This window comes from Amycolatopsis sp. NPDC114478, assembly GCF_055633805.1.
On the sequence record NZ_JBVKDO010000005.1, the window covers coordinates 459,420 to 480,509 of the forward strand.

Annotated in this window: 23 protein-coding genes; 12 read left to right on the forward strand and 11 right to left on the reverse strand. The window is 69.9% G+C overall.

The window, feature by feature from the left end; all coding sequences use genetic code 11:
• Nucleotides 1–16: 16 nt before the first annotated feature.
• Both ACZ7OH_RS18155 and ACZ7OH_RS18160 read right to left on the reverse strand, forming a co-directional pair.
• Nucleotides 17–382 (reverse strand): DUF742 domain-containing protein, encoded by a 366-nt coding sequence (locus tag ACZ7OH_RS18155; protein WP_470281800.1) that lies wholly within the window; start codon nt 380–382, stop codon nt 17–19.
• Between the two features lie 331 nt (nt 383–713).
• Complete coding sequence (locus ACZ7OH_RS18160) at nt 714–2,927, reverse strand: (Fe-S)-binding protein (protein WP_470281801.1); 2,214 nt, start codon at nt 2,925–2,927, stop codon at nt 714–716.
• 165 nt (nt 2,928–3,092) lie between these two features.
• On the opposite strand from ACZ7OH_RS18160, the gene ACZ7OH_RS18165 reads away from it, so the two are divergent.
• Genes ACZ7OH_RS18165 through ACZ7OH_RS18180 form a run of 4 tightly spaced genes read left to right on the forward strand, consistent with a single transcriptional unit; the run spans nt 3,093 to nt 4,913 of the window.
• Nucleotides 3,093–3,422: a DMT family transporter gene (locus ACZ7OH_RS18165; RefSeq protein ID WP_470281802.1), complete on the forward strand. Its 330-nt coding sequence runs from the start codon at nt 3,093–3,095 to the stop codon at nt 3,420–3,422.
• Nucleotides 3,419–3,979 carry a TetR/AcrR family transcriptional regulator gene (locus tag ACZ7OH_RS18170; protein WP_400897038.1) on the forward strand — a complete coding sequence of 187 codons (561 nt, stop codon included), beginning with the start codon at nt 3,419–3,421 and terminating at the stop codon, nt 3,977–3,979. Before ACZ7OH_RS18165 ends, ACZ7OH_RS18170 begins: the two co-directional genes overlap by 4 nt.
• Before the next feature lie 25 nt (nt 3,980–4,004).
• A complete protein-coding gene (gene cynS, locus ACZ7OH_RS18175; RefSeq protein WP_372667385.1) occupies nt 4,005–4,451 on the forward strand; it encodes a cyanase in 447 nt (148 codons plus the stop codon).
• Nucleotides 4,452–4,478: 27 nt separating this feature from the next.
• On the forward strand, nt 4,479–4,913 hold the full coding sequence (locus ACZ7OH_RS18180) for a GNAT family N-acetyltransferase (protein WP_470281803.1): 435 nt from the start codon (nt 4,479–4,481) through the stop codon (nt 4,911–4,913).
• Here the strand turns inward: ACZ7OH_RS18180 and ACZ7OH_RS18185 are convergent.
• The 3 genes from ACZ7OH_RS18185 to ACZ7OH_RS18195 all read right to left on the reverse strand — a co-directional run bounded on the left by ACZ7OH_RS18185 (nt 4,891) and on the right by ACZ7OH_RS18195 (nt 6,521).
• Nucleotides 4,891–5,061: a DUF397 domain-containing protein gene (locus ACZ7OH_RS18185; RefSeq protein WP_400897034.1), complete on the reverse strand. Its 171-nt coding sequence runs from the start codon at nt 5,059–5,061 to the stop codon at nt 4,891–4,893. The two genes, ACZ7OH_RS18180 and ACZ7OH_RS18185, sit on opposite strands and share 23 nt — an antisense overlap.
• 1 nt (nt 5,062) lies before the next feature.
• Entirely contained in the window at nt 5,063–5,902 is an 840-nt protein-coding gene (locus tag ACZ7OH_RS18190) for a helix-turn-helix domain-containing protein (protein ID WP_470281804.1), read from the reverse strand.
• A gap of 85 nt (nt 5,903–5,987) precedes the next feature.
• On the reverse strand, nt 5,988–6,521 hold the full coding sequence (locus ACZ7OH_RS18195; RefSeq protein ID WP_400897030.1) for a YbhB/YbcL family Raf kinase inhibitor-like protein: 534 nt from the start codon (nt 6,519–6,521) through the stop codon (nt 5,988–5,990).
• A 168-nt stretch (nt 6,522–6,689) separates the two neighbouring features.
• On the opposite strand from ACZ7OH_RS18195, the gene ACZ7OH_RS18200 reads away from it, so the two are divergent.
• The 7 genes from ACZ7OH_RS18200 (at nt 6,690) to ACZ7OH_RS18230 (ending at nt 13,623) form a co-directional block, all read left to right on the forward strand.
• Nucleotides 6,690–7,460, forward strand: a complete 771-nt coding sequence (locus ACZ7OH_RS18200) for a DUF4097 family beta strand repeat-containing protein (RefSeq protein ID WP_470281805.1) — start codon at nt 6,690–6,692, stop codon at nt 7,458–7,460.
• Nucleotides 7,461–7,490: 30 nt separating this feature from the next.
• Entirely contained in the window at nt 7,491–7,724 is a 234-nt protein-coding gene (locus ACZ7OH_RS18205) for a hypothetical protein (RefSeq protein WP_470281806.1), read from the forward strand.
• A gap of 67 nt (nt 7,725–7,791) precedes the next feature.
• Nucleotides 7,792–9,264 (forward strand): alpha/beta hydrolase, encoded by a 1,473-nt coding sequence (locus tag ACZ7OH_RS18210; RefSeq protein WP_470281807.1) that lies wholly within the window; start codon nt 7,792–7,794, stop codon nt 9,262–9,264.
• A 146-nt stretch (nt 9,265–9,410) separates the two neighbouring features.
• Nucleotides 9,411–11,279 (forward strand): molecular chaperone DnaK, encoded by a 1,869-nt coding sequence (dnaK, locus tag ACZ7OH_RS18215; protein WP_400897022.1) that lies wholly within the window; start codon nt 9,411–9,413, stop codon nt 11,277–11,279.
• On the forward strand, nt 11,276–11,983 hold the full coding sequence (gene grpE, locus ACZ7OH_RS18220; RefSeq protein WP_470281808.1) for a nucleotide exchange factor GrpE: 708 nt from the start codon (nt 11,276–11,278) through the stop codon (nt 11,981–11,983). Before dnaK ends, grpE begins: the two co-directional genes overlap by 4 nt.
• A 30-nt stretch (nt 11,984–12,013) precedes the next feature.
• Nucleotides 12,014–13,192, forward strand: coding sequence for a molecular chaperone DnaJ (gene dnaJ / locus ACZ7OH_RS18225; protein ID WP_470281809.1), 1,179 nt, complete (start codon nt 12,014–12,016; stop codon nt 13,190–13,192).
• A 5-nt stretch (nt 13,193–13,197) separates the two neighbouring features.
• Nucleotides 13,198–13,623: a heat shock protein transcriptional repressor HspR gene (locus ACZ7OH_RS18230; protein WP_400897588.1), complete on the forward strand. Its 426-nt coding sequence runs from the start codon at nt 13,198–13,200 to the stop codon at nt 13,621–13,623.
• Between the two features lie 50 nt (nt 13,624–13,673).
• Here the strand turns inward: ACZ7OH_RS18230 and ACZ7OH_RS18235 are convergent, their stop codons facing one another.
• From ACZ7OH_RS18235 to ACZ7OH_RS18260, 6 genes are all read right to left on the reverse strand, one after another.
• A complete protein-coding gene (locus tag ACZ7OH_RS18235; protein ID WP_470281810.1) occupies nt 13,674–15,227 on the reverse strand; it encodes an ATP-binding cassette domain-containing protein in 1,554 nt (517 codons plus the stop codon).
• 260 nt (nt 15,228–15,487) lie between these two features.
• Nucleotides 15,488–16,021, reverse strand: coding sequence for a DUF305 domain-containing protein (locus ACZ7OH_RS18240; RefSeq protein ID WP_470281811.1), 534 nt, complete (start codon nt 16,019–16,021; stop codon nt 15,488–15,490).
• Nucleotides 16,018–16,776: a lytic polysaccharide monooxygenase gene (locus ACZ7OH_RS18245; protein WP_470281812.1), complete on the reverse strand. Its 759-nt coding sequence runs from the start codon at nt 16,774–16,776 to the stop codon at nt 16,018–16,020. Before ACZ7OH_RS18245 ends, ACZ7OH_RS18240 begins: the two co-directional genes overlap by 4 nt.
• Nucleotides 16,777–16,921: 145 nt before the next feature.
• Complete coding sequence (locus ACZ7OH_RS18250) at nt 16,922–17,638, reverse strand: dienelactone hydrolase family protein (RefSeq protein WP_470281813.1); 717 nt, start codon at nt 17,636–17,638, stop codon at nt 16,922–16,924.
• Nucleotides 17,639–17,692: 54 nt separating this feature from the next.
• Nucleotides 17,693–18,796, reverse strand: coding sequence for a globin domain-containing protein (locus tag ACZ7OH_RS18255; RefSeq protein WP_470281874.1), 1,104 nt, complete (start codon nt 18,794–18,796; stop codon nt 17,693–17,695).
• A gap of 352 nt (nt 18,797–19,148) precedes the next feature.
• Nucleotides 19,149–20,324 carry a globin domain-containing protein gene (locus ACZ7OH_RS18260; RefSeq protein WP_470281814.1) on the reverse strand — a complete coding sequence of 392 codons (1,176 nt, stop codon included), beginning with the start codon at nt 20,322–20,324 and terminating at the stop codon, nt 19,149–19,151.
• Between the two features lie 233 nt (nt 20,325–20,557).
• Between ACZ7OH_RS18260 and ACZ7OH_RS18265 the strand changes: the two genes are divergently transcribed.
• A complete protein-coding gene (locus tag ACZ7OH_RS18265; RefSeq protein ID WP_400897006.1) occupies nt 20,558–21,043 on the forward strand; it encodes a MarR family winged helix-turn-helix transcriptional regulator in 486 nt (161 codons plus the stop codon).
• The last annotated feature ends 47 nt before the right edge of the window (nt 21,044–21,090 follow it).

Genomic DNA, 21,090 nt, shown 5'->3' on the forward strand with positions numbered 1-21,090 from the left:
CTGGTGAGCGTAATCGTCAGAGGCGGCGCAGGCCGTGCAGTACGCGTTCCATGAGCGCCACCGCCGGGCGGCCTTCGGTGTTCACGCGCGTGTCGTGGATGGTGACCAGGCCCTGCTCGGCCATGTCGTCGAGCAGCACCCGGGCGACGCCGAGCGGGACGCTGAGCCGGGCCGCGACCTCGGCGACCGAGCGAGGGTGGTGGCACAGCGAACGCACCGAGCGGAACTCCCCGGTCAGCCGGGCGCCGTTCCAGTGCGCGCCGGCGCGGGTCGAGACCAGGGCTTCGATCGCCAGGTGCCGCCGCGACTGCGTGCGGCCGCGCGTCAGGACGTACGGGCGCACGAGCGTCCGCTGCGTGGGAAGCTGGCCGACCGGCTCCATGCGGTACTCACTGACGGGCGGAATATCGCGGAGGGCGTGCCGGCCGGTGGTTTCCCCGAACCCGGTTGCCGTGGTCCGCAGGTCCTCGCCCATCCGCGCTGCCCCCTGATTCCGTGATCGTCGAAGTGGCCTCGCTGGCAGCGGTGGCGGCGAGGAAAGCCCAGCTTACGCCGGGTGGAGGGGCTTTTGGCCAAGGTTTGTTTCTGCCCTGATGGGCCATTGCGGTGAATATTGTGAACGTTATTCGTGTAATCGATTTCCGTGTTTCACGTAATGAGAACGGCCCCGGCCAGGAACTCCTGACCGGGGCCGTGCGTTTTTGCAGCTTCTGTCACTCCTCCGCGAGTGACGGCGCTCCGAGGGCGATCGGCTTCGGTTCCGGCTTGCGCTTGACCGACTCGAGCAGCATCTGCGCGACGTCGACGATCTCGACCTTTTCACTCGCGGTGCCATCGGCCTGACGTGCGGTGAGACCGTCGTTCAGCATCACCTTGCAGAACGGGCAGCCCGTCGCGATCTTCGACGGCGCGGTGCCGAGCGCCTCGTCGACGCGCTCGACGTTGATCCGCTTGCCGATCTTCTCTTCCATCCACATCCGCGCGCCGCCGGCGCCGCAGCACATCGACTTGTCGCCGTGCCGCGGCATCTCGCGCAGCTGCGCGCCGGTCGCGCCGACGAGCTCGCGCGGCGCCTCGTAGACCTTGTTGTGGCGGCCCAGGTAGCACGGGTCGTGGTAGGTGACGTCCTCGGCGACCGGCGCCACCGGCACCAGCTGCTTCTCGCGCACCAGGCGGTTCAGCAGCTGCGTGTGGTGCACGACGTCGAACTGGCCGCCCAGCTCCGGGTACTCGTTGGCGAGGGTGTTGAAGCAGTGCGCGCAGGTCACGACGACCTTGCGGGCCTTGCGCTCGCGACCCTCGAACACCGAGTTCAGGACCTCGACGTTCTGCTGTGCCAGCATCTGGAACAGGAACTCGTTGCCCGCGCGGCGGGCCGGGTCACCGGTGCAGGACTCCTCCGAGCCGAGCACCGTGTACTTGACGCCCGCCATGTGCAGCAGCTCCGCGACCGCGCGGGTCGTCTTCTTCGCGCGGTCCTCGAACGCGCCGGCGCAGCCGACCCAGAACAGGTACTCGGCGTCGCCGAGGTCGCCGTCGAAGACCGGGACCTCGAAGTCGAGGTCCTCGGTCCAGGCCAGCCGGTCCTTGGCGTTCTGGCCCCACGGGTTGCCCTTGTTCTCGAGGTTCTTGAACATGCCGTTCAGCTCGCTGGGGAACGACGACTCGATCATCACCTGGTAGCGGCGCATGTCCACGATGTGGTCGACGTGCTCGATGTCGACCGGGCACTGCTCGACGCACGCGCCGCAGCTGGTGCAGGACCACAGGACGTCGGGGTCGATGACGCCGCCGTCGTCCCCGATCAGGGCCTTCTGGGACTCGGCGATCGCCAGGACGTCGATCCCGGCGTACATGTTGTCGCCGGACAGGCCCACCTCGTCGCCCGCCATGTCGCGCTTGCCGCCGGCCATCAGGTACGGCGCCTTCGCGTAGGCGTGGTCACGCAGCTGCGTGATGACCAGCTTCGGCGACAGCGGCTTGCCCGTGTTCCACGCGGGGCACTGCTCCTGGCAGCGGCCGCACTCGGTGCACGTCGAGAAGTCCAGCCAGCCCTTCCAGCTGAAGTCCTCGATCTTGCCGACGCCGAAGGTGTCCTCGTCCGGGTCGGCTTCCTCGAGGTCGAGGACCTTGCCGCCGCTCATCATCGGCTTGAGCGCGCCCAGGGCGACGCCGCCGTCGGCCTCGCGCTTGAAGTAGATGTTGAAGAACGCGCTGAAGCGGTGCCAGGCGATGCCCATGGTCATCGTCCGGGCGACGACGATCAGCCAGACCGTCGCGCTCATCAGCTTGACGAACGCGAACACCGTGACCAGGTTCGGGCTGGCCGGCAGCAGCTCGCCGAGCGGGTTGGAGACGAAGGCGGCCCAGGTCGGCGTCTCGTGCGCGCCGAGCGCGGCCTTCGCGGCGCGGACGCCGATGATGCCGATGCCCTCGATCAGGACGACGGCCTCGATGAAGTACGCCCACTTGAAGTTGGAGCCCTGGAAGCGGCTCTGGCGGTCGGCGCGGCGCGGGTGGTTGCGCTGGCGGATCGCCATCAGCACCAGGATGCCGACGATCGTGCCCAGCCCGAGCAGCTCCATGAGCAGCTGGAACGGCGGGAAGTCGTCGAGGATCGGCCAGCCCCACGTCGGGACGAAGACCTCGCCGTAGGCCTCGAACAGGGCCAGCGAGCCGAGCAGGAAGCCCCACATCACGAGCCAGTGCGCCGGCCCGACGCTGCGCTTGCGGTTCATCCGCGTGTGCGCGGCGAACTCCTTGATCAGCGTCTTCATGCGGGGCATGAAGGGGCCGTTGCGCGTCGAGTCGGGCTGCCCGAGGCGGATCACCCGCACGAAACGGGCGATCGTCGCGGCGAACATGCCCCAGGCGACGAGGCCGAGCACGACGGAGATCCCGCCGAGCGTCAGTTGCAGAGCGCCCATCGTTCGGGTGCCTTTCGTCCGGATGCTTCAGTGATCGAAGCAGTGGTGGTGCCGGGAGACTAACCTTCCTTACTGATGAGTAACCCGTTGAGTGGCCGTAAGTCCCACCGATGTGGTGTACGTCGCTCTTTGTTTCGGGACGATCGTTCAGGTAGTTTTCACCCTATGGGTGCGTACCTCCTCCTCGCGTTGGCGATCGCCGCCGAGGTCTCCGCGACGGTCTCACTGAAGCTCTCCGAGGGCTTCTCCAAGGTCGGGCCGTCGATCGTCGTCGTGGCGGGGTACGCCGTCGCGTTCGTGGCGCTGTCGTACGTGCTGAAGATGGGTTTGCCGATCGGTGTCGCGTACGCCATCTGGGCCGCGGCGGGCGTCGCCCTGGTGGCGATCATCGGGGTGGTGTTCTTGAAGGAGCCGGTCAACGCGGCGATGATCGCCGGGCTGGCCCTGGTCATCGGCGGTGTCGTGCTGATCGAAATCGGGAGTGCGTCGACGTGAAACTGCAGGTCGACGGCCGCAAGGCCCGCGGCGACAAGCGGCGCGCGGAGATCATCGAGGCGACGCTGCGGGTGATCGAGCGCGACGGCGTCGCGGGCGTCACCCACCGGACGGTCGCGACCGAGGCCGGCGTGCCGACGACGTCCACGACGTACCACTTCTCGTCCCTGGACGACCTGCTGGTCGCGACGCTCATCTCGTGCGCCCGCGACATGGCGACCGAGGTCTACTGGATGATCGACCGGGCCCGGTCACGCGGTTCGCGCGGAGCCGAGGAGGTCGCGGGCCTGCTCGCGGAGGCGCTGGGGCCGCGGCGCGGGCGGACGATGGCCGAGTACGAGCTGTACCTCCTGGCGGCGCGCAAGCCCGAGCTGCGGCCCGCCGCGCGTCGCTGGCTGGACGTCCTGACGTCGATGGTCCGCCACGACGACGAAGTGGCGTTCCGGGTGTTCCTAGCGGGCATCGACGGCCTGCTCATCCAGGGCCTGATCGACGACGAGCCGCCGTCCGCGGACGAGCTGCGTCCGGTGGTGGACTACCTGCTGAAACCTCGTTGAAACACCCCGGTTCTAGCGTCGGCGCATGACGACGAAGCAGGAAGCCGCCGAAGCCGTTCTCGCCGCCAAGACCCGCCTCGGGCTCAGCTGGGCCCAGCTCGCCGAGACCCTCGACGCCCCGCTCGCGTGGACGACGTCCGCGCTGCTCGGCCAGCACCCCGTGCCGGCCGAACTGGCCGCGAAGGCCGCGCAGGTCCTGGAGCTGGACACCGACGCCGAAGCCGCGTTGCGGCTGCAGCCCACGCGCGGCGCCCTCGACGACGTGGTCCCCACCGATCCGACGATCTACCGCTTCTACGAGGTCCTGCAGGTCTACGGGCCGACGATCAAGGAGCTCATCCACGAGCAGTTCGGCGACGGGATCATGAGCGCGATCAACTTCAAGCTCGACGTCTCGCGGCGCGAAGACCCGGGAGGCGAGCGCGTCGTCGTCACCATGGACGGGAAGTTCCTCAAATATCAGTGGGGCTGATCGAGCAGTCTGGGTTAGCTTCCGGGCATGCGGACCTTCGGTGAGTACGAGCTGGACGACGATCGCGCGCGGCTGGACCTCGACGTGGTGTGGAAGTTCTTGTCGACCGAGGCCTATTGGGGCCGTTGGCGGACGCGTGCGCAGGTCGAGGCCGCGATCGACGGGTCGTGGCGGGTCATCGGCGCCTACCGCGGCGACGAGCAGGTCGGTTTCGCCCGCGCCTTTTCCGACGGGGTGTCTTCGGCGTACCTGGCCGACGTGTTCGTGGTCGACTCCGCGCGCGGCAGCGGGCTGGGCAAGGAGATCGTGCGCGAGATGATCGACAACGGACCCGGTGCCGGTTTCCGCTGGATGCTCCACACCGCCGACGCGCACGGGCTGTACCAGCAGTTCGGCTTCGGCGAGCACACCAAGGGCCGCTACCTGGAGCGCGAGGGCGTCAACGCGGAGTCGCTGCGCTGAGCTTCAGGAAGGCGTCCCACGATCGGGTGGAGATTTCGAGCGTTCCGCCTGGGCGGTCCTTGGTGTCACGGATCCGCACCACCTGAGCGAGGGCAACTTCCACGCACTCGGCTTCCGGCCCGCTGTAGCTCGACTTCCGCCAGGTCACGTCAGGCCTCCAAGTCAGCGATCACCCCCTCGACGAACGCGCGCGATTCGGCCGCGCTCAAGGCGAGGGATGCCATGGTCTTCGCAGCGGACTTGTAAGCCGCCACCTGATCGTCATCGTAGAGGTACGCGCTGCCGCGGTACTGATCCAGAAAGACGATGGCGGGCAGGTCGAAGTACTCGAATACGCTGAAGGAACCGTTGAGCCCGGGGTGGTAGTCGCCGCCGGACGGGACCACGAGCACCTCGATCCGCCGCGGGAGGTCGAGCAGGTGCCGGAGCTGTTCGAGCAGGGTCTCCCGGCCGCCGACCTCCTGGCGGAGCGCGACTTCTCCGAGCACGATGGAACATTGCGGCGCGCGGTGCTCGCGCAGCGCGGCCTGGCGGATCATCCGCACCCGCAGGCGCTGGTCGATCAGCTGTGCCGGAGTGCCGCCGCGGGCCAGAATCGCCCGCGCGTAGTCGGGCGTCTGCAGCAGCCCGTGCACGACCATCGGCTGCCAGCTGAAGATCGAAACCGCCGTGCGCTCGTACTCGGCCAGCGTCGTGAGGATCGCCGGTGCGTCCGGCATCTCCTTCTCCAGCCAGTTCGGCTCCCGGGCGTGCTCGGCCAGCTCGAACAGCCGCTCCCGCTCCTCGACCGAAACCCGCAGCTGCCCGAGCAGGAGCGCGACCTCCTCGACCTTGGGCACCCGCAACCCAAGCTCCCAATTGGACAGTTCCGCCGGGTGCACGCCGGTGGCCCGGGCCAGCTGGCGCAGCCCGAACCCGCGCTCCTGGCGCGTCTTCCGCAACCCGAACCCCAGCGCTCTCGACCGGGGCGTCGCTATCGGTGGTGACATGACCGCAGTGTGTCATCGACCACCGACAAAAACGGCCCGGCGCCGTTGCCGATCCGCGACAGCGCCGGGCCCGTCCCGAAAGAACTCAGCCCTTGTTCTCGTACACCGCCGTGAGCACCGCGCGGGCGAGCGTGTGGCCGAACATGTTGAAGCCGAGGAACGCCGGGGTCGCGTCCTCCGGGACGTCCAGCTTGTCGACGTCCAGCGCGTGCACCGCGAAGTAGTAGCGGTGCGGGCCGTGCCCGGGCGGGGGCGCCGCGCCGAGGAACTGCTTGACGCCGCCGTCGCCCTTCAACGTGACCGCGCCTTCCGGCAGACCCGAGCCGTCGCCCGCGCCGGAGGCCAGCTCCGTCACCGATGCCGGGATGTTGAACACGGCCCAGTGCCAGAAGCCGCTGCCGGTCGGGGCGTCCGGGTCGTAGCACGTCACCGCGAAGCTCTTCGTCTCCGCCGGGAAGCCTTCCCAGGCCAGCTGGGGCGAACGGTCTTCGCCGCCGGCGCCGAAGATGCCGGAGAGGTGAGGCATGGCGAGGGTTTCGCCGTCGGCGACATCGTTGCTGCGGAGGGTGAAGGACGGCACGTCGGGCAGGGATTCGTACGGGCCGGGTGCTTGCGGCATGGATCCTCCTGATCACGAAACTGAGCCTGGCGCCAGATTAGGCCTGTCGGCCCGCCCCCGCGTGTCAGGGACGGATCTCAGGGTCTTTCGGGGGGTTACCCCCATGTGCGCGCCCCTCACCCGGCCATAACGTTTCTCACGCAGAGGAAACAACTGAGGGGAACGACCATGGCGCGCCCGCTTCTGGCTCTGGGTGGCATCGTCCTGATCGGCGTCGGCCTGGCGACCGCGTTCGGCTGGGGCTGGGGATCGGACTTCGAGAACAGCAACACCCTCTCGGAGACCATCCGCAGCGTGAAGCTGGAAGGCGACTCGGGTTCGGTGAAGATCCGCACCGGGACGGGACCGTCGACGGTGCACGAAAAAATCAACTACCACTGGCGCAGCAAGCCGGGCGACACCTTCTACCGCGTCGACGGCGACCAGCTCGTGCTCACCGACTGCGGGAACAACTGCTCGGTCGACTTCGAGGTGGTCGTGCCCGCGGGCGTGCCGGTGACCGGCCGGCTGGACTCGGGTGGCCTGGACGTCGCCGGGGTGGCGAGCGTGGACGTCCAGTCGGACTCCGGGCACGCGCGCGTCGAAGACGTGCCGGGCCTGGTGAAGCTGCGGCTGGAGAGCGGCGGGATCGACCTGTCGGACGTCGGCGAGGTCCAGGTGCACGCCGACTCGGGCAGCGTCAAGGGCACCGGGGTGCGCGGGCCGGTCGACGTGACGGCGTCGAGCGGGCGCGTCGACTTCACGTTGGCGCAGGCGAACAACGTCAAGATCAAGGCCGACAGCGGCAGCGTCGACGTCGAGGTGCCGGGCGGGCCGTACCGGGTCGTCGGGAACAGCGACAGCGGGCACCGCAGCATCGACGTCCCGACCGACGGCTCCGCGTCCAACACGCTCGACCTCACGACCGAAAGCGGCAGCGTCACGGTCCGCGCGGCCTGACCTTTTCCTTACTACGGGGGAACTTCCACCATGGGCAAGATCGAACGGCGCGTGCTGGCGGCCGCGTTGCTGGGGGCCTTCGCGATGCTCGGCGTCGTGGGGTTCACGCGGGGGGAGGAATCCGCGGCGCCGGCGCAGGGGGTGCCGGTCGCCGCGGATTCCCACTATCGAGTGACTTCCTGGGTCGGCACTCCGACAGAAGTTGTTGTGCAGCAAGGAAACTCCGATTTCTTCCTCACTTCCTGGACCGGCCGCCGCTCCTGAACTGTCGGGGGTCGCTGTTAGGAAGGAAGCACGCCGAAGGACGGCGTGCAGGGGGAGGAACCACATCATGGACGTGCGCCGGGTCATCGCGGCGGTCGTGGTCATGGGGGTCGTACCGGCTGTCGCTTCAGCGTCTCCGTCTTCGCTGGCCTGGCGGCCGTGCGCGACGCAGCAAGAACCGACAGCCGAGTGCGCGGCGGTCGACGTTCCGATCGACCGTGCGCGGCCGGAGCTGGGCTCGGTGCGGCTCGCGCTGGCGCGGTTGCCGGCGGTCGACCAAGCCCAGCGGATCGGCTCATTGCTGGTGAACCCCGGCGGGCCGGGTGGTTCCGGCGTCGGGTTCGTGCAGTTCGGCGGGCTGGCCTCGCCGGACCTCGCGCGGCTGCGGCAGCGGTTCGACGTCGTGGGCTTCGACCCGCGCGGCGACTGGTTCAGCACACCGCGCATCACCTGCGATCCCGGGACGCTGTTCGACCCGGCGCTGGACCGGTTCCCCGCTTCCCGGCCGGGCTTCGACGCCTTGGTCGCGCACAACCGCGCGGCGGGCGAGGACTGCCTGGCCCGGACCGGGCCGCTGCTGGCGAACGCGGACACGCAGAGTGCGGCCGAGGACATCGAGACGATCCGCGCGGCGCTCGGTGAGCCGAAGATCTCGTGGCTGGGCCTGTCGTACGGCACCGAGCTGGGCGCGGTCTACGCGTCGAAGCACCCCGACCGGGTGCGGACGATGGTGCTCGACGGCGCCGTCGACCACGCCCGCCCGCTGCGTCGGGCGATCCTCGAGGAGGCCGCGGCGACCGAGGACGCGCTGGTCCGGTTCGCGGACTGGTGCCGCAACTCGGCCGAGTGCGCCCTGCGCGGCCGGGACGTCCTCCGCTTCTACGACGACGTCGTGAGCCGGGCGTCGCGCGGCGCGGTGTGGGCGAGCGACCTGGGCCGCCCGGCGACGGCCGACGAGGTCTCGGCGGGCGTCTACAACCACCTCTACATCCGGGCGGAGTGGCCGGCGCTGGGCAAGGCCCTGGCCGCGGCCGGCGGCGAGTTCCCGGACGCCCGCGGGCTGACCGAGCGGAACCAGTTCCTCTCGCCGATCTACGGGGCGTACCGCGCGATCGGCTGCCACGACTTCCCGTCGCCGTTCACCGGGCCGGCGGACATGGGCGTGACGGCCGGGCTGCTCCGCGCGGTGGCGCCGCACAGCTGGCGGTACTCGGAGTTCTGGGACTTCACCAGCGGCTGCACGGGCTGGCCGGTCCCGCCGAAGAACCCACCCCGGCCCCACCCGGTCCACGGCGCCCCGCCGATCCTGGTGGTGGGCGGCGCCCACGACCCGGCGACGCCGCTGTCCTGGGCCCGGGGCCTGGCGGCGAGCATCGACGGCGCGGCCCTGCTGACGCGCACCGACGACGGCCACACGGGCCTGTTCAACTCGGCGTGCGCACGCGAGGCCGAGGTGAACTACCTGGTGAGCGGGCTCACACCCGGTTCCCGCCAACTCTGCCGGGGATCCCGGGAACAAGAACCCGGATCGCCTCGTTAGGCTGGGTACAAAGGTTGAGCGCAGTCGACTCAAGTCCAGCTTGACGAGGTGTGCGAAAGCCGGATAGAACTTGCCAGAGCCCCGCTCAAGGTGGGGATGAACGTGCAGGTCACGAACATAGCAGGCTTACACAGGAGGAAAGCACCATGGCGCGAGCGGTCGGCATCGACCTCGGCACGACCAACTCGGTCGTCGCCGTCCTTGAGGGCGGCGAGCCGACGGTCATCGCCAACTCGGAAGGCTCCCGGACCACCCCTTCGATCGTCGCCTTCGCCAAGAACGGCGAAGTGCTGACCGGTCAGCCGGCGAAGAACCAGGCCGTGACGAACGTCGACCGGACGATCCGGTCCGTGAAGCGGCACATCGGCACCGACTGGAAGACCGAGATCGACGGCAAGAACTACACGTCGCAGGAGATCAGCGCCCGGGTGCTGATGAAGCTCAAGCGTGACGCCGAGGCGTACCTGGGCGAGACCATCACCGACGCGGTGATCACCGTCCCGGCGTACTTCGAGGACGCGCAGCGGCAGGCCACCAAGGAGGCCGGGCAGATCGCCGGCCTGAACGTGCTCCGCATCGTCAACGAGCCGACCGCCGCCGCGCTGGCGTACGGCCTGGACAAGGGCGAGAAGGAGCAGACCATCCTGGTCTTCGACCTCGGTGGTGGCACGTTCGACGTCTCGCTGCTGGAGATCGGCGAGGGCGTCGTCGAGGTCCGCGCGACCTCCGGTGACAACCACCTCGGTGGTGACGACTGGGACGAGCGCATCGTCAAGTGGCTGGTCGACAAGTTCAAGGCTGCGAACGGCATCGACCTGACCAAGGACAAGATGGCGCTGCAGCGCATCCGCGAGGCGGCGGAGAAGGCGAAGATCGAGCTGTCCAGCTCGAACTCGGCCGGCATCAACCTGCCGTACATCACCGTGGACGCGGACAAGAACCCGCTGTTCCTCGACGAGCAGCTCTCGCGCGCCGAGTTCCAGAAGATCACCTCGGACCTGCTGGACCGCACCAAGGCGCCGTTCAACAACGTCATCCGTGACGCGGGCATCTCCGTCGGCGACATCGACCACGTCGTGCTCGTCGGTGGTTCCACCCGCATGCCGGCCGTCGCCGAGCTGGTCAAGGAGCTGACCGGCGGCCGCGAGCCGAACAAGGGCGTGAACCCGGACGAGGTCGTCGCGGTCGGCGCGGCGCTGCAGGCCGGTGTCCTGAAGGGCGAGGTCAAGGACGTCCTGCTGCTGGACGTGACCCCGCTGTCGCTGGGCATCGAGACCAAGGGTGGCGTCTTCACCAAGCTCATCGAGCGCAACACCACGATCCCGACCAAGCGTTCGGAGATCTTCTCCACCGCGGACGACAACCAGCCGTCGGTGCAGATCCAGGTGTTCCAGGGTGAGCGCGAGATCGCCGCGCACAACAAGAAGCTCGGCATGTTCGAGCTGACCGGTCTCCCGCCCGCCCCGCGTGGCGTGCCGCAGATCGAGGTCACCTTCGACATCGACGCCAACGGCATCGTGCACGTGACCGCGAAGGACCTGGGCACGAACAAGGAGCAGTCGATGACGATCACCGGTGGCTCCGCGCTGCCGAAGGACGACATCGAGCGCATGGTCAAGGACGCCGAGGCGCACGCCGAGGAGGACAAGACCCGGCGCGAAGAGGCCGAGACCCGCAACCAGGCCGAGACGCTGGTCTACCAGACCGAGAAGTTCCTCAAGGACAACGACGACAAGCTGCCCGAGGACCTCAAGGGCAAGGTCAAGTCCGCGATCGACGAGTCGAACGAGGCGCTCAAGGGCACCGACTCGGCGAAGATCCGCGAGTCGATCGAGAAGCTGAACACCGCTTCGCAGGAACTGGGCACCGCCCTGTACGCCAACGCGAACGCCGACGCGGCGGCCGGTGCGGCCGGTGCCTCGGGCGCGGCCGGTGACGCCGGTGCGGCCGGCGGCCAGGCCAAGGCCGACGACGTGGTGGACGCCGAGATCGTCGAAGAGGACGAGAAGAAGTGACCCACAGCTACGACGAATCCGAGAACCAGGGCCGAGGCCCCGAGGAGCCGGTGGTCGTGCGGGATCGGCGGCGGGTGGACCCCCAGACCGGGCAGGTCCGCCCGCCCGGTCCGGCCCACGCGGCACCGGAGCCGGAGGACGCGCCCGTGGAGCACGCGGGCCCGTCGCTCGGCGAGTCCATTGTGGACGACTCGGTGTCGGTCGTCTCCGACGTCGAGAAGGAGCTGGCCGAGCGCACCGCCGACCTCCAGCGCCTGCAGGCGGAGTACGCCAACTACCGCAAGCGGGTCGAGCGCGACCGCGAGGCGGTCGTCCTCGGCGCGAAGGCGACCGTCGTGAACGACCTGCTGCCGCTGCTCGACGACCTCGAGCGGGCCGAGCAGCACGGTGACCTCACCGGCGCGTTCAAGGCGGTCGGCGACAAGCTGATCAGCGGCCTGCAGCGCGCGGGGCTCGAGTCGTTCGGCACCGAGGGCGAGACCTTCGACCCGAGCGTGCACGAGGCCGTGCAGCACAACACCTCGCCGGACGTGGCGGGCCCGACGGTCACCGTGGTCATGCGCCGCGGCTACCGCTTCGGGGACCGCGTTCTGCGGGCGGCGCTGGTCGGCGTGACCGACCACGAGCCCGGCGCGGCCCCGGTGGACCCGTCCGTCGGTGGCGAGCTGCCACTCGACGGCGGACTCGATGACCAGCAGCAGTAAGAAAAACCCAGTGGGAGGAGGAGACGCCCGATGAGCGCACGGGAATGGATCGGTAAGGACTTCTACCGTGAACTGGGCGTCTCCTCCGACGCCACGGCGGACGAGATCAAGAAGGCCTACCGCAAGCTGGCCAAGGAGAACCACCCGGACGCGAACGCCGGCAACGCGCAGGCGGAGCAGAAGTTCAAGGCGGTCTCCGAGGCCTACGGCGTGCTCTCCGACGCGAGCAAGCGCAAGGAGTACGACGAGGCGCGGCGCCTGTTCGGCGGCGGGGGCGGGTTCAACTTCCCCGGCGGTGGCGGCGGAGCCGGCGGCTTCGACATGGGCGACATCTTCGGCCAGGCCGGAGGCAACCAGCAGGCCGGCTTCGGCGGGCTCGGCGACATCCTCGGCGGGCTGTTCGGCCGCGGCCGGACGACGGCGGGTGCGACGGCCAACCGGCCGCAGCGCGGCGCCGACGTCGAGACGGACGTGCGGATCGACTTCGTCGAGGCGGTCAAGGGCGCGACCCTGCCGCTGCGGCTGTCGAGCCCGGCGACCTGTTCGACGTGCGGCGGCAACGGCGCGAAGCCGGGGACGTCGCCGCGGACCTGCCCGACCTGTTCCGGGTCGGGGCTGGTCAGCCGCAGCCAGGGGGCGTTCGCCTTCTCCGAGCCGTGCCGCGACTGCCGTGGCCGCGGGACGATCATCGACGACCCGTGCCCGGAGTGCGGTGGCGAGGGCGTCAGCACGCGGACTCGCACGCTGACCGTCCGGATCCCGCCGGGCGTCGAAGACGACCAGCGGATCCGGCTGGCGGGCCAGGGTGAGCCGGGCCGGGGTGGCGCGCAGGCGGGCGACCTGTACGTCCGGGTGCACGTGGCCCCGCACGCGCTGTTCGGCCGCAAGCCGAAGTCGCTCGACCTGACGCTGACCGTGCCGGTGGACTTCACCGAGCTGACGCTCGGCACGACGGTCACGGTGCCGACGTTGGACGCCAAGGTCTCGCTCAAGGTGCCGCCGGGCACGGCCAGCGGGCGGGTGTTGCGCGTGCGCGGCAAGGGCATCGCCAAGCGCGACGGTTCGCAAGGTGACCTGCTCGTCACCCTCCAGGCGGCGATTCCCGCCAAACTGGACGACAAGGCGCGCGAGGCTCTGCAGGCGTACGCCGAGGCGATGGCCGGGCACGACCCCCGGCCCGAGATCACTGAGCTGCTCGAAGGCAGGTGAGTGCGGTGTTCGGCGGGATTCCGCAGGAGGGCGACGAAGAGACCCCGGTGTTCGTCATCTCGGTGGCGGCCCAGCTCGCCGGGATGCACGCGCAGACGTTGCGCACTTACGACCGGCAGGGCCTGGTGTCGCCGGGCCGCACCGCCGGCGGCGGGCGGCGCTACTCGATGCGGGACATCGCGTTGCTGCGCGAGGTGCAACGTCTGTCGCAAGAGGACGGTGTGAACCTGGCCGGCATCAAGCGCATCATCGAGCTGGAGAACCAGGTCGACGCGCTGAGGGCCCGGCTTTCGGAGATCACCGAAGAGTTGGCGGCGGCGTACGCGGCGGCGGAACAGGCCGCGGCGGCGGCGCACGCGTCCTACCGGCGGGACCTGGTCCCGCTCAACCAGCAGACGGCGATGGTGGTCTGGCGGCCGAAGCGCCGCTGACCGCTGAAGCGAAGAGGGCCTCCCCGGGCAACCGGGGAGGCCCTCTTGCGTTAGAGCTCCAATCGAGGCCAGGCAGCCAAATCCGCCAGCATCCGGCGGTCGTGCGTCGCCACCACCACCGCGGCCGGCGTCTTCAGCAACGCCTCCGTCAGCTCGTCGACCAGCGTGGCCGACAGGTGGTTGGTCGGCTCGTCGAACACCAGCAAGTCCGGGCGTCCCGCCAGGCGCAACGCCAGGTCGAGCCGGCGCTGCTGTCCCTGGGACATCCGGCCCACCGGGGTCCGCAACGCCTCCGCGTCGAGCAAGCCCATGGCCGAGAACGGAACCCCCTCGCGCTCGAACAGCCGGCGAGCCGTGAGGTCCTCCGGCCACGACGGGACTTCCTGGCCCACCAACGCTGTCCGCGCGTCGGGAGCCCGCCGGACCGTCCCGCTCGTCGGGGCCGGCTCGCCGGTCAGGACCGACAAGAGCGTCGACTTGCCCGTTCCGTTTCCGCCCGTGACGAGCAGCCGGTCGCCGCGGGCGATCGTCAACGTGACCGGCCCGCGGAGGCGGCCGGCCACCGCGACCTCGTGCACGTCGACCAGTGAACGGAGAGACCCGGTGCCGAAATCGGGCCAGCGCAACGACAACGGTGGCTCCGGCACCGTCACACGGTGCGCCTGCAGCGCCGCCCGCTCGCGGTTCAGCGCCTGGACCACGCCGGGCGCGTGCGACTGGCGTTTGTGCCGTCCGGTGCCCTTGTCCGGCCGCCAGCTCGTGCTGAGCCGGTCGCGAGCCTGCGTCACCGCGAGTGTCAGCTGCCGGTGGGTGTCCTGCTGCTCCTCGAACTCCTGGAGCCAGCGCCCGCGGTCGCGGCGGCGACCGTCCTGCCAGGCCTGGTACCCGCCCGCATACACGCGCGGGCGGCCGTCCTGGCTGGGGTCGAGGTCGAGGAACTCCGAGGCGACGTCGGCGAGCAGCGCGCGGTCGTGGCTGACCAGCGCGACGCCGCCGTCGTGCCCGCGCAGGCGGGCGGTGAGGAACGCGAGGCCGTCGGCGTCGAGGTGGTTGCCGGGCTCGTCGAGCAGCAGGAAGTCGTGCCGCGCGCCGAGCAGGCAGGCCAGGCGCACGCGGTAGCGCTGCCCGACCGAGAGCGTGCTCAGTTCGCGGCTTCGGTCGGTGCACGCGGCGAGGGCTTCGAGGGCGACGTCGACGCGGCGTTCGGCGTCCCACGCGTCGAGGCGCGTGGCCGCATCGAGCGCGACGGCGTAGCGGTCTTCCTCGAAGTCCGAAGCCGCCGCGGCGAGTGCTCGCAACGCGTCGTGGGATTCGCGCAGGGCTTCGGTGGTCAGCGTGCCGACGGTTTCGCCGGACCGGAACGGCAGCGCCTGCCGGGCGACGCCGACCGTGCCCGTCCGGTGGACGGTGCCGTGGTCGGGCGCCCGGAGCCCGGCGAGGACGTGCAGCAAGGTGGTCTTGCCGCGCCCGTTCTCACCGACGATGGCCAGCCGGGACCGGGCCGACACCGTGACGCTCACGTCGTGCAGGACCCGGCGGGAACCGAGGGTGACGCCGACGCCTTCCGCGCGCAGGTGGGCGTGTTCGGTCGCAAGGGGGTTCAAGGGATGCTCCGCAGCTCTGAAGGGAGCCGGGCAGCACAAGAGGGCCGCCCGGCGATGGCCGGAACGGCGGGCAGGGAAAAGTTTCGGTGCGCCGCCGCTAGCGGCGGTTGCGCAACCTCGCGAAGACGGCGAAGGAGAAGGTCATGATCGCGAAGCTAGTGCGGCGCGGGAAGGCGGCCAAGCGAATTTCGGGGCTTCAACCGCGACCGACCGCGAGCAGCCGGGCAGGGGGGCTGCTCGCGGTCCGCGCCGCGGGGACGTCACACCTTGAAGTTCAACAGCTGCTTGACCTCCGCCGTCCGCGACTCGATAACGCGCCGGGCCAGGTCGCGGGCCTGGGCGTTGACTCCGCCGGTCGCCGAGTTCTCCGTCTGGGCCAGCTCGACCGCTCCTTGCTGCTGGCCCGACAGCACGTCGAGGAACTTGCGCGGGAACTCGGCGGCCGGGGCTGTGCCGAGCGCTCCCACCACGTCCGGCGACGTCATCTTCATGCCTCCGTGGCCCGCGTGGGCCTGGGGGTTCATGTCCATCGACTCCGGCTGGGACCAGGCGCGGAGCCAGTTCCGCATGTCGGTGATCTCGGTCCGCTGGGTCGACTCGATCGCCGCCGCCAGCTCCTTCAACGCCGGTGGCAACGGGTGGTCCGCGGCCAGGCGGACGATGTCGATGCCCTGCTGGTTCTGCGGGATCAGCATCTGCAGGAACATCACGTCGGCCGCGTTGTACGCGGGTGGGGCCGCCGTCGCGCTGCAGCTCGTCAGCAGCAGCGCGACGACGGCGAGCCACACCCTCACTGGCGCTGCCAGAGCGCCGGGGTGTTCGGCGGCTCCCAGCCCGCGATCGCCGTGTGCGGCTGGATGCAGCGGTAGCTCACGCCGTTGTAGGTGACGACGTCACCGACCTTGTACGCCGTCCCGGCCGCCCACGTACCGCTCGACGGCGGGGTCGTCGGGGTGGTGGTCGGCGGGCGGGTCGTCGTCGGGGGCGGGGTCGTCGTGGTCGGCGGTGGCGGGGTTGTCGTGCCGCCGCCCCCGATCTGCAGGTCGACGCAGCTGTAGAACGCGTTGGCCGTGTCGGAGATGTTCCAGATCGCCAGCACTTTGACCCGGCCCGAATAGCCGGACAGATTCACCGTGTGCTGCACCGTCGCCGGTGGCTGCTGGCCGTTGCCGTTGAACGATGCCACGAGCGTGTTACCGACGTAGTACTCGTAGCTCTTGGTGGCGTGGCGGGCGGTGAACACCCAGTTGAACGTCACCGACGTGCCGACCGACTTGGCCGGCCAGGGCTTCGACTCGTCGGCCAGTTCGGCGAACTGCGCCAGCCCGGCGTTGCAGCTGCGCAGGCCCTTCGGCCCTTCGACGCTCTGGGGTTCGTAGACGATCTGGCCGCAGTCCGGGACCTTCCCGGCCGCGCAGTTGGCCTGCCGGCTGGGCGGGTCGGAGATGTAGCCGTGCGCGCTCGCGGTGGTGGCGGGGAGGACGACGACCAGCACCGGGGCGAGCAGGACACCGGCGGCGGCCGCGAAAAGCTTTCTGTTCCAGGTCATTTCGGCTCCTCGAAGGGGAACAGCTTTGTTCCAAGGGGAGGACGAACGAGCACATCCGGGGAAGATGTGGTCTAGACCATAAGTCGATTCGGGCACAACGGTCAACGAACTACGACCGTTCGGCGAAAAGGCTAGCCCGCTCGGCTCAGTGCGAAGGTCGCGCCGGTTGCTGCAGGTGTTCGCCGAAGAACGCCGTCACCCGGCGCCACGCGTCTTCGGACGCTTCGTGGTGGTAGGTGAACCCGACGACCTTGAGCAGCAGGTTCAGCGGGGCCGCGACCTCGACCTTGTTGGCGAACCCGTGGCTCGCGCCGTCGTACTCCTTGACGTCGTGCGGGATCTCACGCTCGGTGAGCGCCGTCTCGAGCTTCGCCGCCGCGCCGCGCAGCGAGAAGTCCTTCTTGCCGAAGCTCGCGACGATCGGGCACGCGTCGTCGAGGACCGACAGGTTCTTCGGCAGCTGCCCGTAGTACGGCGCCGACGCCTCGAAGCCGCGCGACGCCGCGACGAGCGCGAAGCCGCCGCCCATGCAGAACCCGGCGATGCCGATCCGGCCCGACGAGTCCGGGCGGGCGGCCAGGAGCGCGCGCGACGCCTCGATGTCGTCGAACGTCCGGCCCTGGTTCGCGAACATGTCCGAGAACACGCGACGCACGCAGCGGCGCATCCCGCCGCGCGAGTACAGGTCCGGGCTGAGCGCGAGGTAACCCTCGGCGGCGAAGCGGTCGGTGATGTTCTTCGTGTCCTGGCTCAGCCCGAACGCGTCGTGGATGAGCACCACGCCCGGGTGCGGTCCCTCGCCGGACGGCTCCGCCAGGTAGCCGCCGATCGTGCCGTCCGAAACCGGAATAGTCATCTCCATATCGGCGAAGATAGCGAGAATCGACGCCGCCCGCGCGCGTGGCTGAGAGCCGGCTCAGTCCAGCGTGAACGGGTCGAACCGGATGCGCTCGAGCTCGACGCCGGCGGCCAGCAGCTTCGCGATCGTCGACCGGATCATCGGGGGCGAGCCGGAGACGAGGACGTCGTGGTCCTGCCACTCGCCGCGCTGGGTCACCGCGTGGGCGAGCGTGCCGCGGTCGCCGCCCAGGACCGCGCCCTCTTCGGTCACCGGGGTCACCGTCAGCCACTTCGACACCGCGGTCAGCCGCCGGAGGTCGTCCAGCGCATAGAGGTCCTCCGGTCTTCGGCCGCCGAAGAACAGGTGCACCGGCGGGTTGCGCTTCCAGTGCGCGAGGTCGTCGAGGATCGAGACGAACGGGGTGACGCCGGTCCCGCCGGCGATCATCAACAGCCGTTTCCTCGTCGCGGTCGGGCGCACGTTCAGCGTGCCCATCGCCGGCCCGAGCCGCCACACGTCCCCCGGCTTGGTGTGGTTGACGATGGTGCCGCTGACCCAGCCGCCGGGCACCGCGCGCACGTGGAACGTCATCTGGCCGTCGCCGCGCGGTGCGCCCGCCGGGGAGAGGTAGCGCCACATCCGCGGCCGCTGCGGCACCTCCACGCTCACGTAGCTGCCGGCCCGGTAGGGCAACAGCCCCTCGGTCTGCACGCGCACCATCGCGACGTCGCGGGACAGCCGGCGGTGGTCGAGCACCCGCGCCGCCCACGACGCCGGCCCGGTCTCGGCCTGCGCGGCCTCGCGCATGGTCTTGGCGATGAGCCCGTACGCCGTCGTCCACGCGGCCTCCATCTCGTGCGTCCACTTCTGCTTGAGGAACCGTTTCAACGCGGCGAGCAGCGCGGTCCCGACGGCGTCGTAGTGGCGGGAGATGACGGCGAACTTGCGGTGGTCGCGGCCCAGCTGCCCGAGGAACGTGACCAGGTCGTCGGGCCGGTCGACCATCTGCACGACGTACACCAGCGCGCGCAGCAGCCTGCTGCGCTGGCTGGTCATGGTGACCGGGAACATGTCGCGGCAATCCGGGGCGATGACGAACAAAGCACCGTAGAAGTACTGCGCGAGTTCGTCCGCTTTCGGTTCGATCTCCGCAAAACTTTCACGAATAAGCCGGGCCAGTTCGCGGCCTTCCACGGCCGAAACGGGAACGGTCTGGGGCAGCGGGGAGACCCTCAGTGATTCAGCGCTCATCGGGAACGGTAATCTCCAGTCGTACAAAGGCTTTTTTCGTGCCGTGTGTGCGGCGTCGCCGTGCGGTGCCGCCCCCGAGGGTTCCCGACTGTAGGCGAATTCCCGTGCAGATGCGCGTGATTCCGCGCGGTCCCGCTCGAACGGAGCAATTCCGCCACACGCGGTCAACCCCGTCTGGCGCTGCGTAAAAACGATCACCCGGACGGTTTACGCGAAGTGCGTAACAATTCTCGTGCTTCGTTCGATTTGTGCACCGGACGAGTGCGTCCGGAATTGGCTGCTAGTCGATCGTGAAGGGGTCGTACTGGATCTGGTCCAGCGCGCTGCCCGCGACCAGCATGCGCGACACCGTCGCGCGGATCATCGCGGGCGAGCCGGACACGAGGACGTCGTGGTCCGGCCAGGAGCCGTACCGCGTGACCGCCTCGGCCAGCGTGCCCTGCTCGAACCCCGGGACGTCGCCGCCGCGCTCCACCACCGGCGTCACGGTCAGCCAGGGGTTGACCGACGCGAGCGCGCGCAGTTCCTCGAGGTCGTAGAGGTCCTCGCGGGCCGGGCCGCCGTAGAAGAGGTGCGTCTTCGGGTTCTCGCCCCACAGTGCGAGGTGGTCGAGGATCGACCGCAGCGGCGCGACGCCCGTGCCGCCCGCGATCATCAGCACGCCCCGTGACGTTTCGCGGTCGACCGTCATCCGGCCGAGTGGCGGGCCGAGCCGCCAGACGTCGCCGGGCTGGGTGTGGCTGACGATGGCGCGGGAGACCCAGCCGCCGTCGATCGCGCGGACGTGGAACTCGATGCCGCCGTCCTCGCGCGGCGCGTTCGCCGGCGAGAGGTAGCGCCACAGCCGCGGCCGCTGGGGGACTTCGACGCTCACGTACTGGCCCGGGTGGTAGGGCACGGGCTGGTCGGGCACCAGCCGCACCAGGGCGAGGTCCCAGGTCAGCCGCCGGTGCTCGACGACGGTGCCCGACCACGACGGCGGGTTCGTGTCGGCCGCGGCGGCGTCCTGCATGGCCCGCGCGGCGATGGTGAACGCCTCGGCCCACGCGCGCTCGACCTCGGGCGTCCACTCCCGGCCGAGGTGGTTCTTCAGCGACGCGAGCAGCGCCGTGCCGACGGCTTCGTAGTGCCGCGGGACCACGCCGAACTTGCGGTGGTCGCGGCCCAGCTGCCGCAGGAACGGCGCGAGGTCGTCGGGCCGGTCCACCATCTGCACGATGTGCACCAGCGCGCGCACCAGCCGGCCGCGCTGGATCTCCATGTTGATCGGGAAGAAGTCGCGCGTGGTCGGCGCGAGGGTGAAGAGCATCCCGTAGAAGAACTGGGAGATTTCGGCGATGTAGGGCTCCGACTTGGCCCAGCTGTCGCGGATGAGCCGGACCATCGCCGTGACGGCCGCGGGGGCTTCACGCGGGGCCGAAGACCTGGGGAACGGGCTGACCGAGTCGGCGGTCATGGGTTGCTGCCGCCTCCTGGATCCATCGCCACTGCTTGCATCTGATCAGTCGTCCGCGCCGCGCGCGCGGTCCGTCCGCAGGGTAGCCGCCGGGCGCCCTTTTGCCCGCATTGTTGCTCCGACCGGGTGTATTGCGGCCGGTGACGGCGTGGGCGACCTCACCGGTCGGATCCTTGCTCGCGCAAGCGACTCGCAATATGCTTGTATTGCACAAGTATTGCAGGGAGGGTCCGATGGGCTTCGACGACAGCGACGACGATGTCCGGGTCGAGCTCATGCGCGAGCTGAAGACCGCGTCGCAGCTCCAGCACGCCTGGGTCATGCAGGCCTGGCAGGACCAGCCGGGGTTGCACCCCGCCGCCGCGATGCTGCTGTCGGACCTGGCGAAGAACGGTGAGGCCCGGCCGTCCGAGCTGGCCAAGCGCCGGTTCGTCGACCTGTCGGTGGTCAGCAGGCAGATCACGCAGCTGTCCGCCGCCGGGCTGGTGGACCGCCGGCCCGCGCCCGAGGACGGCCGCGCGTCCCTGGTGAGCGTGTCCGAGAAGGGCCGGGCCGAGCTCGCCCGCTGGCGGGGCAACTACCTCGAGTTCATGGAGAAGGCCCTCGGCGGCTGGGACGACGAGCGCGTCACCGACCTCACCGGCCGGCTCGCCGAGATGAACGCCGACCTCCGCCGGGCCCTCGGCAGCGCCGCCTGCCTGGCCGACACGAACAAGTGACGTAGTGCTCGCGCAGGCGCACCGGCAGTTGCATTCCGCAAGCCGGA